Source organism: Maritimibacter dapengensis (assembly GCF_019218265.1).
GTDB classification, from domain to species: Bacteria; Pseudomonadota; Alphaproteobacteria; order Rhodobacterales; family Rhodobacteraceae; genus Maritimibacter; species Maritimibacter dapengensis.
In genome coordinates this window covers 431,808-444,159 of the sequence record NZ_JAHUZE010000003.1, presented here as the reverse complement: position 1 = coordinate 444,159, position 12,352 = coordinate 431,808, and the positions used below count along the sequence as shown (strand labels likewise).

General features: G+C 60.5%; 10 protein-coding genes. 1 reads left to right on the top strand and 9 read right to left on the bottom strand.

The window, feature by feature from the left end:
- Position 1 precedes the first annotated feature (1 nt).
- The 4 genes from hpf to KJP28_RS14360 form a co-directional block, all read right to left on the bottom strand.
- Complete coding sequence (hpf, locus tag KJP28_RS14375) at positions 2-577, bottom strand: ribosome hibernation-promoting factor, HPF/YfiA family (protein ID WP_218393305.1); 576 nt, start codon at positions 575-577, stop codon at positions 2-4.
- A gap of 238 nt (positions 578-815) precedes the next feature.
- Positions 816-1,427: a ribonuclease D gene (locus tag KJP28_RS14370; RefSeq protein WP_218393304.1), complete on the bottom strand. Its 612-nt coding sequence runs from the start codon at positions 1,425-1,427 to the stop codon at positions 816-818.
- A 107-nt stretch (positions 1,428-1,534) separates the two neighbouring features.
- The gene (locus KJP28_RS14365; RefSeq protein WP_218393303.1) at positions 1,535-3,502 is read right to left on the bottom strand and encodes a bifunctional 2',3'-cyclic-nucleotide 2'-phosphodiesterase/3'-nucleotidase; all 1,968 of its coding nucleotides are present in this window, start codon (positions 3,500-3,502) and stop codon (positions 1,535-1,537) included.
- Positions 3,503-3,578: 76 nt separating this feature from the next.
- Positions 3,579-4,649 (bottom strand): glycosyl transferase family protein, encoded by a 1,071-nt coding sequence (locus KJP28_RS14360; RefSeq protein WP_218393302.1) that lies wholly within the window; start codon positions 4,647-4,649, stop codon positions 3,579-3,581.
- A 62-nt stretch (positions 4,650-4,711) separates the two neighbouring features.
- Here KJP28_RS14360 and cysG point away from each other — a divergent pair, with 62 nt between their 5' ends.
- Positions 4,712-6,136 (top strand): siroheme synthase CysG, encoded by a 1,425-nt coding sequence (gene cysG / locus KJP28_RS14355; protein WP_218393301.1) that lies wholly within the window; start codon positions 4,712-4,714, stop codon positions 6,134-6,136.
- Between the two features lie 58 nt (positions 6,137-6,194).
- Here the strand turns inward: cysG and infB are convergent, their stop codons facing one another.
- The 5 genes from infB to KJP28_RS14330 all read right to left on the bottom strand — a co-directional run bounded on the left by infB (position 6,195) and on the right by KJP28_RS14330 (position 12,333).
- Positions 6,195-8,675 carry a translation initiation factor IF-2 gene (gene infB, locus KJP28_RS14350; protein WP_218393300.1) on the bottom strand — a complete coding sequence of 827 codons (2,481 nt, stop codon included), beginning with the start codon at positions 8,673-8,675 and terminating at the stop codon, positions 6,195-6,197.
- Positions 8,672-9,310: an RNA-binding protein gene (locus KJP28_RS14345; protein ID WP_218393299.1), complete on the bottom strand. Its 639-nt coding sequence runs from the start codon at positions 9,308-9,310 to the stop codon at positions 8,672-8,674. Before KJP28_RS14345 ends, infB begins: the two co-directional genes overlap by 4 nt.
- A gap of 21 nt (positions 9,311-9,331) precedes the next feature.
- A complete protein-coding gene (gene nusA / locus KJP28_RS14340; protein ID WP_218393298.1) occupies positions 9,332-11,020 on the bottom strand; it encodes a transcription termination factor NusA in 1,689 nt (562 codons plus the stop codon).
- Between the two features lie 3 nt (positions 11,021-11,023).
- Positions 11,024-11,611, bottom strand: a complete 588-nt coding sequence (rimP, locus tag KJP28_RS14335) for a ribosome maturation factor RimP (protein WP_218393297.1) — start codon at positions 11,609-11,611, stop codon at positions 11,024-11,026.
- A gap of 137 nt (positions 11,612-11,748) precedes the next feature.
- Positions 11,749-12,333, bottom strand: a complete 585-nt coding sequence (locus tag KJP28_RS14330; RefSeq protein ID WP_218393296.1) for a class I SAM-dependent methyltransferase — start codon at positions 12,331-12,333, stop codon at positions 11,749-11,751.
- Positions 12,334-12,352 lie beyond the last annotated feature (19 nt).

The following is a 12,352-nucleotide window of genomic DNA, read 5'->3' as shown; positions in this document are numbered from 1 at the left end:
CTCAGGCTTGGTTTCCCGGGTCGATCCAGCCGATATTGCCGTCTTCGCGGCGATATACGACGTTCACGCCCTTTGACTTTTCGTTCCGAAAGACAAGCACTGGCGCATGAGCCAGTTCCATCTGCATGACCGCTTCGCCGACAGAAAGCGCCGGGATCCGTGTTTCCATCTCTGCGATGATCATCGGTTCCATGCTTTCCGGTTCCGACTCGTCGGGCCCGTCTTCAGACGCGAGGATATACGAGGCTCCTTCAAAAACATCAACCGGGTTGGACCGTTCCTTGTGGTGATCTTTCAACCTGCGCTTGTATCGGCGCAGTTGTTTTTCCATCTTTTCAGCACATTGATCGAAAGCCGCGTGGATATCGTGCGCATGCGCACTGGCCTGCGCAGTCAATCCCGTGGACAGATGCACGATCGTTTCACAGGAGAACTCCCCAGCGTTTTTCGAGAATATGACGTGCGCATCCGTCGGGCGCTCGGCGTATTTTTCCACGACAGTCCCCAAGCCGTCTTTCACATAGACCTGGAGCGCCTCGCCGATGTCGATCTGTTTGCCGCTGATTTGATACTGCATCTTTCCTCCTTATGGATAGATGGTCCCTGACTCACGCCGCGGGATGCGACGGGGCCGGAAAAAGGGACGGATAACAGGAGTTTATGCTAAGCGCCACGCCCGGTTTCCCGTGGCGGCCGACGTGTTGTCCACCTTTCGGTGAACGCCACGAAGCGGATTGGCGTGCTTCATGCATCTTGGATATTGAGCGCCTGAACCTGTGACTTGTCAATGGGATCGGATCAAAGCGACCGATCGCTCAATGTGCGAAGATGTCGATTTCCGGCCAACCGGCCAGATCAAGCTGCGCGCGCGTTGGAAGGAACGCGAAACACGCCTCAGCCATCTCGGCTCGCCCTTCGCGTGCGAGTCTCGCGTCCAGTTTGTCTTTCAGACGGTGCAAATATAGCACATCCGACGCCGCATAATCGAGCTGCGCCTCAGTCAGAACACTCGCGCCCCAGTCCGATTGCTGCTGCATCTTCGATATGTCAATGCGAAGAATTTCATCGAGCAGGTTCTTGAGTCCGTGACGATCAGTGTAGGTGCGAACCAGTTTCGAGGCGATCTTGGTACAATAGACCGGCGCGGTGAGGACGCCGAAGGCATTGAGCAGAGCAGCGATGTCGAACCGGCCGAAGTGAAAAATCTTGAGCACTTCTGGGTTGGTAAGCATCTTTTCCAGATTCGGCGCGGAGGTCTGTCCCTTCGCGATTTGAACGACATGGGCGTTACCGTCTCCGCCCGACATCTGAACCACACACAGCCGGTCGCGGTGCGGGTTGAGTCCCATCGTTTCGCAGTCGATCGCCACGACTGGCCCCATGTCGAGATCGTCTGGTAGATCGCCCTTGTAGAAATGGTTCGCCATATGCGCCTCCGCTTTTCGTTGGTGATAGTGCGACCTTGAGTGAGGTTCAACGAAGGAAACGGCGTGTGTGAGAGGCGCCGGGCGCCTCTCACGCAGGCATTGATTTGTCAGAGCGTGATGCGGAACCGCGCGAATCCATCTGGGCCGTCACCGGCCGGCTCGATCGTGACGCCCTCGACCGCATCTGCGTATGCCGTCGCCGCCGGTCCGGTATCGAACAAGACTGTGGTCCCTTCCATCGACGCGAAGGTCCAGTTCGCATCCGCTTTGGGGTCGATCGTCCCCTTGTCCACGATATAGCGCACAATCACGTCGCGGTTGGTGTCCGGACCTTCAAAAATGATGTTCTCCGGGTTCGCTCCTGGGAAACTGCCGCCACCACCCGCGCGATAGTTATTGGTGGCGACGATGAACTCCATATCGTCCGTCACGGGCGCGCCTTCGAACATCAGGTCCACGATCCGGCCACCCTCCGACACTTCGGCGCCGTCAGAGTCAAACATCGACGGTTTGCTCAGGTCGATCTTGTAGGTCACGCCGTCGATCACGTCGAAATTGTAGGATGGGAAATCGGGATTCAGCAGAACCTGGTCAGGCTCGCCCGGTGTGATCTGGTTAAACATGCCGGCCGACCGTTCGAGCCAGCCTTTGACTTCCGCCCCCGTCACCTTCACCGCACGCACGGTGTTTGGATAGAGATACAGGTCAGCTACGTTCTTGATCGCCACCGGGCCGACCGGCACGTCGGTGTAATACTCGGGCCCACCACGCCCACCGGCCTTGAACGGCGCGGCAGCAGAAATGATGGGAAGCCCCTCGTACTCGGTCCCTTGCATCATCTGTTCAATGTACCAAAGCTGAGCGTTCGACACGATTTGCACGCTGGGGTCGTCAGCCACCAAAGCGAAATAGCTGTGTAGCGGCGCGGCGGTTTCGCCGACGGCCCGGCGTACATATTCAAGTGTCGCCTGATGTTCGGCCTCGACGCTTGCGAGCACAGCGGGCACATCCTCGACCAGCGCCGTGACCGAGCGATCTTCGTTCCGCTTCGAAATCGGCCGTGCCTCGGTCTCGGCCGAAAGGACGCGCCATTCGTTACCGTCTTTCTCGAGCAGAAGGTCGATCACACCCAGATGCGACCCCCAGAAGCCGCCCATCACCGCCGGCTTGCCGTGGATGGTGCCTGCTTCGGCGTCGAGCCCGACGAAATCGGCGTAGGTGGGCGACGGAAAGACGAGGTGACTGTGGCCCGTCATCAACGCGTCAATTCCGTCGACCTCAGCAAGTGGAACGCTGGCGTTTTCCATACCGTCCTCGCGCTGGGCTGATCCGATCCCGGAATGGCTGAGTGCGATGATAAGATCAGCGCCTTCTTCGCGCATTTGCGGGACCCAGGCCTCGGCGGTCGTGACAATGTCACGCGCTTCAACGTTGCCTTCCAGATGCCGACGGTCCCAAGTCATGATCTGTGGCGGCACGAAGCCGATCAGGCCAACCTTGACCACATGGGTTTCGCCGTTTCCATCGGTCACTTCACGGTCGAGAATGACATACGGCTTAAGTAGCGTCTTGTCGTCGCGAGGACTGCCGCCCATTTCACTGACGACGTTGGCGCAGACCACAGGGAATTCGGCCCCGGCCAGCGACTTCATCAGGAAATCCAGCCCGTAATTGAACTCGTGGTTGCCGAGGGTCGAGGCGTCGAAGCCCACCGTGTTCATCGCGGTGATGACCGGGTGCATGTCACCCTCTTTCATACCGCGCTCGTAGGCCATGTAATCGCCCATCGGGTTGCCTTGCAGGAAGTCGCCATTGTCCACGAGCATCGAATTGGTCGCTTCCGCACGGATTTCTTCGATGATCGACGCAGTACGCGACAACCCGACCGTGTCGATGGGTTTGTCGCTGTAATAATCGTAGGGATAGACGTGAACGTGCAGGTCCGTCGTCTCCATAATGCGTAAATGCGCCTGAGCACCCGCGGCGCGGGCCGAAAAAGGGTGAAGAGCGATCAGGGTTGCACCCGCTGTACCACCCATGAATCCCCGGCGGCTGATCTTGAAGTCCCGTGACATGTCGTCCTCCTGTTGGCGTTTTGCCAATAGCTAGGCATGGAACACGACATCCGGGCGACAGATTTTGTCCATCAGGTCAAAACAGGCGGGTTTTGTCCCGGTCACCCCAAAGTGTTTCGGCCAATTCGCGGGCGGCCTGCGAATTTTCCGCGCGCTGCATGGTCGCAATTGTCACGGCAAGGGTCGAGATCGCTGCCTCGCGCGCATAAACGTCCGAATCGCGCCCCTCCCACACGTCGAGCAGGCGGTCGGGGTTCATCTCGCTATCCGCCGGAGCATGGCCGTCGTCGAGCGTGGCGGGCCATGTTTCGATTTCGGGTTCGGAATCGGCATGTGTCGTCCAGACCGGGCAGGGCTTGTTTGGGCGCATCTCGATCTCGCCCCCGTCCCCGCGAAACACCGCCATGTTGGGTATGTTCAGGATACGCGCGGCCCCTGAATGAATGTCGAGAAAACCACGATGAAATATCCCCTGCATGACACTCGGCGCGTTGAACGGGTTGAGCAGTCGGGTGAAGCTGTTGACCGGAGATCGAAGACCCAAGACGGGCTTCAACTCGATCAGGTCGCGCAGCATCGGGTTCAGGACTTCCAGCGGAAGGTAGGTGAACCCGCTCTCCACCTGTTGCGCGCCTTCTTCGAAGCTTTCCGCGATGGGTAGCCCGAACCGCGCGAGCACGTCGCGGGTGTATATCCGCCCGGGCGTGTGCCCCTCCGCCCCGTGCATCACCACTTTGGTTCCCGACTGCACAAGGGCGGAAACCGACAAGAGAAACCACGGAAGTTGCACACGCTTGCCTGCGTAACACGACCAGTCGAGATCGACCGGCGGGATTTCGATTTTCGGAAATGTGTCACGCGTACCCGTAGCGAAGCCCGCAATTTCCTCGGGTGTTTCCTCCTTCAGCCGAAGCAGCATGAGGTAAGCGCCGATCTGTTCCGGCAAAGCCTCGCCCCGCAGGATCATCGCCATCGAATCGCGGGCCTCTTCGAAGGTGAAGGGCCGCTGCTTGGTCTTGCCACGGGCAAGTATCGCGACATACGGCGCGAAAGGGTGCGGGTTCTCGGCGGTAAAGGGGCGTTGGATGTTCATGTCTCCCATCATAAGCTTGATCCAAGCGGGCGTGTAGGCCAAGAAAACATGCATGTTTCCGCATTTGACAACGCACAGCCAAAGCAGGACATGGGCGACAAAGACAGGGGCATATCATGGATTTTCTTCCCATCTTTCTTGAAGTCGCCGGCAAGCGGATTGTCGTGGACGGCGGCAATACCGTGGCTGCTCGCCGGGTCGAACGTGCGCTGAATGCAGGTGCGTTCGTCACCGTATTCGACCCTGAACCGGGCGACGAGGTCCGTGCCTTTTTTGAGCACGAGAACCTGACGCATATCGCGCGTCTCCCGTATGATGCCGATTTCGCCGAATGCATCATTGCCTATGGCGCATCGGAAGTGCCGGAACGCGATGCGCTCCTCCATCGCGCAGCCAAGGCCGCGGGCGCTCTTGTGAACGTTGCGGATGAGAAGACTTATTGCGACTTCATCACCCCTTCTGTGGTGGAACGGGAACCCATCACGATAGCCATATCGACAGGAGGCGCCGCCCCGGTGATCGCCCGCATTCTGCGCGCTCGGATGGAGGCGATGCTGCCCGCAGCCTATGGCCGTCTCGCGTTGTTTCTCGCGCGCTTCCGTGGGCGAATCTACGAAGCGGTGCCCAATGGCCGGAACCGGAGGCGCTTCTGGGAAAACCTGATTGAAGGGCCGGTTGGGGACGCCTTCCTTGCGGGTGAAGAAGCGCTGGCTGAAGAGCGGCTGGAAGAAGACCTCGCCCGCGGTTCCGCTGATCTGAAACATGGCGAAGTCTGGTTGGTGGGCGCGGGGCCTGGGGATCCGGACCTTCTGACCTTCAAAGCGCTTCGCATGATGCAGCACGCGGACGTGGTGCTTTACGACAGGCTGGTTGGCGATGGGATCATCGACCTCGTGCGCCGGGATGCCGAGCGGATCTATGTGGGCAAGAAGCCCCGGGAACATACTCTAACACAGCGTGAAATAACCGAATTAATGATTGAACGCGCCAGCAGGGGCGAGCGCGTTCTGCGACTCAAGGGGGGTGATCCCTTCATATTCGGGCGCGGTGGCGAAGAACTTGAAGATGTGGCTGCCCACGGCATCCCGGTCGAGGTCGTGCCAGGGATCACAGCCGCGGCAGGCTGTGGCGCGGCGGCGGGTATCCCGCTCACGCACCGCGACCACGCACAAAGCTGCGTCTTTATCACCGCTCATGGCGCGGGCGGCGTATTGGATCACGATTGGACCCGCTATGCCCGCAAGGGTCAGACGGTGCTTGTTTACATGGGTCTCAACGCGCTGGGCGAAGTCGCGCAAAAGGCGCTGTCACAGGGTGTCGATCCGGACATGCCGGTGGCCGTGATCGACAATGGCACCCGGCTCGATCAACGCGTCATAATCGGTCGGCTGGACGAAATCGAAGCCAAGGTGGTGGAGGCCGACCTCCCCGGTCCTGCACTCATTGTGATCGGCCATGTCGTCAGCCTTTACGGAAAACTCGGCGTGAAGGGCTCCCGCTCCGAATACGAGATGGAGCTCAAGGCAGGGCATACGCTCTGAGCGAAAACGACAAAGGGCGGCCCGACGGCCGCCCTGTGCATCACTAACGTAACCCGGATCAGTCCAGCTGACGCTCGACTTCTTCGCGTTCAAAGATCTCGATCACGTCGGCCGGGCGAATGTCGTCGTAGTTCTCGAACGCCATCCCGCATTCTTGACCCGACTGAACCTCGGGAACTTCGTCCTTGAAGCGCTTGAGTGTCTTCAGCGTACCTTCGTGGATCACCACGTTGTCGCGCAGGAGACGCACGCCGGCAGAGCGGCGCGCAACACCTTCGGTGACGAGACAACCGGCGACCTTGCCAACGTTGGAGACCTTGAAGACCTCTTTGATCTCGGCATAGCCGATGAAGTTCTCGCGCACTTCGGCGGACAACAGGCCGGAGGCCGCCGCTTTTACGTCGTCCACAAGGTCATAAATCACGCTGTAATAGCGGATTTCCACGCCCTTCTGGTTGGCCGAGTTTCGCGCGGGCGCGTTGGCCCGGACGTTGAAACCGATGACCGGCGCGCCCGACGCTTCGGCGAGACCGATGTCGGTTTCCGTGATCGCGCCCACACCGTAGTGCAGCACGCGCACGCGCACCTCGTCGTTACCGATTTTCTCCATCGCCTGAACGATCGCTTCAGCCGAACCCTGCACGTCGGCTTTGACGAGGATCGGCAACTCCGCCACATCCTTGTCTTCCTTGGCCTTCTGCATCATCTGTTCGAGCGTCGTGGCGGCACCGGCGGCGGCGCGTTTGTCCTTGGCGGCCTGTTCGCGGTATTCCGCAATTTCGCGCGCCTGCGCCTCGGTCTCGACCACGTTCAGAACGTCACCCGCTTCGGGTGTCCCATTCAGACCGAGCACCTCGACCGGCACCGAGGGACCGGCTTCCTTCACGCGTTCGCCCCGATCATTCTCCATCGCACGGACCTTGCCCCATTGTTCGCCAACGACGAAGATGTCGCCCTGACGCAACGTGCCGTTTTGCACGAGCACGGTCGCGACTGGGCCGCGGCCCACGTCGAGCTGAGCTTCGATCACCGCACCTTGGGCGGCCCGCTTCGGGTTCGCCTTGAGTTCGAGGATTTCCGACTGAAGCGCGATGGCTTCGAGCAACTCGTCCAGACCCTGACCAGTGTGCGCCGAGACTTCGACGTCCTGCACTTCGCCCGACAGGCCTTCGACGATCACTTCGTGCTGAAGCAGGTCGGTGCGCACCTTGTCGGGGTTAGCATCGGGCTTGTCACACTTGTTGATCGCCACGATCATCGGCACTTCCGCGGCCTTGGCGTGGTTGATGGCCTCGATCGTCTGCGGCATGACCGCGTCATCCGCTGCCACCACAAGCACGACGATGTCCGTCACTTGCGCGCCGCGGGCCCGCATTGACGTAAAAGCGGCGTGGCCTGGCGTATCGAGGAAGGACAAGACTGCCCCGCTGTCGGTCGTCACCTGGTAGGCACCAATATGCTGCGTAATGCCGCCAGCTTCACCCGCCGTGACTTTGGCGTTGCGGATCGCATCAAGAAGCGAGGTCTTGCCGTGGTCGACGTGGCCCATGATCGTGATGACCGGCGGACGGGATACGAGATCCTCTTCCTTGTCATCCACGGTGTCGATCACCTGTTCCACGTCCGCGTCCGAGACGCGCACCATGTTGTGGCCGAATTCCTCGACGATCAGTTCTGCGGTGTCCTGGTCGATTGTCTGGTTTTGCGTGACCATCATGCCCATCTGCATGAGCGCCTTGACTACGTCAGCGGCACGTTCGGCCATACGGTTGGCCAGTTCCTGCACCAGAATCGCGTCCGGCACCTGGACGTCGCGCACGACCTTCTCGCGCGGTTCAGCGTTGCCCATCGCCTTCTGGCGCATACGCTCCTGCTTGCGCTTCATCGCGGCCATCGAGCGTTGCCGCCCGCCTTCGCCGCCCGAAAGCGCCTGATTCACGGTCAGCTTGCCGCCCCGGCGGCCATCACCGCCTTTGCCTTTGCCGCGGTTCCGGTCGTCAACCGTCGTCTTGTCGCGTTCCGGCTTCCGCGCCTGGGTCTTGGCGCTGCGGGCTTCGGCAGCCTGCGCAGCGGCGGGGTCAGCCTCAGGCGCAGGCTTGGCCTTGGCCGCTGCCGCTTCCTTGGCTTTGCGTTCGTCGTCTTCGGACTTCTTACGGGCGGCTTCGGCGCGCTCTTGTTCCTCGCGCTCCTTCTCCTCCTGCTCGCGGCGACGACGGTCACGCTCTTCTTCGCGCGCTTTCTCTTCTTCCTGACGCTTCTGTGCTTCCTCGGCTTCGTTCGCCTTGGCCGCTGCCAGCGCCTTCATCCGACGTTCCAGCTCGGCATCCGAGATACCGGCAGGACGCTTGGACGGATCCGTCGCAGGAGAGCCCGCACCCGCGCCGCCGCCCGCGCCCGCACCGGGCTTGGGTTTGACGACCCGCTTGCGCTTGGTCTCGACCACCACGTTCTTGGTGCGCCCATGGCTGAAGCTCTGCTTCACGGAGCCAGAATGGCCCCCTTTCAGCCCAAGAGGCTTTTTGCCGTCCGTATCGCTCATCTAGTCTTCGTACCTTTCCGGCGGGCCTTCCCACCGTCCACTTCGTCGCGCAAGCTGGCAAGCTTCGCGGCTTCCTCTACAACACGTTTCGTGAGTCCGCCACCCGCGAGTGCGGCATGTATCACATGATCGCGACCGAATGCCAAACCCAATTCATCTGCGGTCAGGCAGCTATACAGGCTGTTTTGACCCCGCGGCGGGCGCAATTTCGATTTTCCGCGTTCAGACCCGTCCGAGGCTTGCAAAAGAACATGCGCCTCGTCCTTGGCGAGCCAATCCTTGACCTTCTCGTATCCGGCCACAGCTCCGCCCGCTTTACGGGCTAAAGAGATAAGGTGGATTACGCGATCTGCAAGGCCTGCCTCCACGCGATCCGCCAAATCATCGCTCACCGTAACCTGCGCCTTGGCTGCGCGGGCGAAGCCGCCTTTCTTGGCAGCTTGCGCGAACGCGGCGCGGGTCGGGGTGATCCACAGCCCCCGTCCGGGCAGCTTGTTAAGGAGATCCGGCACCACAGACCCGTCAGGGCCGACGACGAACCGGATCATTCCTTCCGCAGGGCGCACCTCTCCCGTCCCGACGCAGCGGCGCTCTGGCCCTGCGGCTCGATCCTTGGGTGCACCCCCGCGCGTCACGCGCCACTCCAGGGCCTGGGATCAGGCCCCGGCCTCCTCGGTAATTTCGCCGTCTTCGCCCTCTTCTTCGTCGGTGACGAGATCAGCGGGATCGACCCAGCCAAGCTGGATGCGCGCGGTCATGATCATGTTCTGGGCTTCCTCGAGGCCGACATCGAAGGGCTCCAGAACCCCGTCGTCCTTGACCCGCTCACCGTCAACGGTGGTCCAACCACCCGCCAACTCCCAGTCAGCGCAGGTCGCGAAATCCTCCAGTGTGAACACGCCGTCTTTGGCCAGCGCTTCAATCATCTGGGGTGACAAGCCTTCGAACGACACAAGGCTGTCCTGCACACCCATTTCGCGGGCGGCTTCAAGTGCTTTGCGGTTCTGTTCTTCGATGAAGTCGCGTGCACGGGCTTGCAGCTCGTTCGCCGTGTCCTCGTCCACCCCGTCGATCACTAGAAGCTCGTCGAGCTCCACATAGGCGACCTCTTCTAGGTTGGTGAAGCCTTCGGAGACCAGAAGCTGCGCGAAGAACTCGTCCAGATCGAGCGTTTCCATGAAAAGCTTCGTGCGTTCGGCGAACTCGGCCTGGCGGCGCTGGCTTTCTTCTTCTTCGGTCAGGATGTCGATGTCGAGGTTGGTGAGTTGCGATGCAAGACGCACGTTCTGACCACGGCGGCCGATGGCGAGCGAAAGCTGTTCATCCGGCACCACGACCTCGATCGAACCGGCGTCTTCGTCCAGAACCACCTTGGACACTTCCGCTGGCTGAAGCGCGTTCACCAGGAAGGTCGGCACGTCTTCGTTCCACGGGATAATGTCGATCTTCTCGCCTTGCAGTTCGTTCACGACGGCCTGCACGCGCGAGCCGCGCATACCAACGCAGGCACCGACCGGGTCAATCGACCCGTCATAGGAAATCACGGCGATCTTTGCGCGCGAACCGGGGTCACGGGCCACGGCCTTGATCTCGATAATGCCGTCGTAGATTTCCGGCACTTCCATCTTGAACAGTTCTGCCATGAACTCCGGTGCGGTGCGCGAAAGGAAGATCTGCGGTCCACGCGTCTCGCGACGCACGTCCTTGACGTAGCAGCGGATGCGGTCGTTCGGACGGTAGCTTTCACGGCCGATCTTCTCATTCCGGCGCAGGATCGCTTCGCCCGCACCTACGTCGACGATAACGTTGCCGTATTCTTCACGTTTGACGACACCGTTGATGATGGTGCCCGCACGATCCTTGAATTCCTCGTACTGGCGATCACGTTCGGCCTCGCGGACCTTCTGCAGGATAACCTGCTTGGCCGACTGCGCAGCGATCCGACCCATATCGACCGGCGGCACGGTTTCGCGGAACTCGTCGCCGATCTGCGGTTCCTTCACTTCGTTCAGGTCCAGAAGCTGGCCTTCGCGGTACCAATATTCCTCACGCCCGGACTTGGCCGGCTCGAAATAAGGCTTGGCCTGAGCCACGGTCATCTCGGCTTGGTAATTCTCCAGCTCTTCCTCGTCCACGACAGTGCGAACCCGAGTGAAGGTCGCGCGCCCGGTCTTACGGTCAATGGCGACACGGATGTCCATCTCTGCGCCGTAACGCGACTTCGCCGCACGGGCGAGGCTTTCTTCCATCGCTTCGATCACGAGGCTCGGGTCGATCATCTTTTCCCGCGCGACGGCTTCCGCAGTCTGCAGGAGTTCGAGTTGGTTGGCAGAGGTAATGGCCATCTATCAGTCCTCCTCGGACGCTTCTTCGTCCGTTTCGATTTCATCGTATTTGGTTTCGTCGATGATGCCCGCGTCTTTGCGCTGTTTGAGCATCTCGGCAATCAGATCATCCGTGAGGACGAGCTTGGCATCCGCAAGCAGGTCGAAGGTCAGGCCAATTGTCACCAGAGCACCGTCTTCTTCGATCTCGATCAGGACTTCGCCGTCTTCTGTTCCGCGAACAATACCCTTGAACCGTTTGCGGCCGTCGATCAGCTCGCTGGTTTCGAGCTTGGCCGACCAACCCTCCCAGGTATCGAAATCCTTGAAACGGGTCAGCGGGCGGTCGATGCCGGGGCTCGACACTTCGAGCGTGTACTCCCCGTCGATCGGATCCTCGACGTCCAGCGTCGCGCCCAGCGCGGTGTTGATCTCGGCCAAGTCATCAACCTCGATCCCGCCATCGGGCTTTTCCGCCATGATCTGCAAGGTCTGGCTCTTGCCCGCCATGAGACGCAAGCGCACGAGCTCATAGCCCAAATCCTCGATCACGGGACGGACGAGATCGGCAAGCCGGCGGTCGATCGCGGTGCGGGCGACAAGATCGGTCATGAAATCCTTTCGGACACAAAAAAACGGGCCAGCGGCCCGTCGGTGATTTCCGGTGGAGCGTCGGGTGTGGACCCCAGCGCCTCCGCTGTTGAGGCGGGATATAGGGAAAGGTGGGTGAGTCTGCAAGGAGAATGTTGTCACACCATTTTCTGCGCAATCAGGAACAAAGCGGACCTTGGGTTCTTCTCCCACTCTTCGACGATCTCAAGCCCGGCTTCGGTTATGTAGCGGCGGATGTCGTCACCTTTGATGAATGAGAGATGCGGGACCAGTCCAAGTGCCTGTCCGACGGGCGCAATCAACCGGAGTATCGCGATGTTTCCCGTGCGCACTGTGGAGGACACGAAATATCCACCCGGCTTAAGGCTCGCGGCGATCTTTTTGACCGTTGCCGCCGGGTCGGGCAATAGGTGCAGGACCGACAAAGCCAGCACCATATCGTACCTTGCCGGTGTCGTCTCGACTTCGTCGAAATTGCCATGGACGTAACGCATGTTCGCCGGCACATCGCCCAGCGCGCGTCCGCGTTCGATCATCTCGGACGATATGTCCATCGCTGTGTAACTGCCGACCAGGGGCGCGTGCTTGCGCCCGGTATTACCCGACCCGCAGCCGATCTCGAGCACATCCATGTCGGAGCGCAGGTACTTTCGCGTCAGGTCGAGCTTATGTTCGTAAGCGTCGGGATCACCGATCGGCGAGGCAATGTAGCGCTTGGACAACTTGTCCCATATCGCGCCC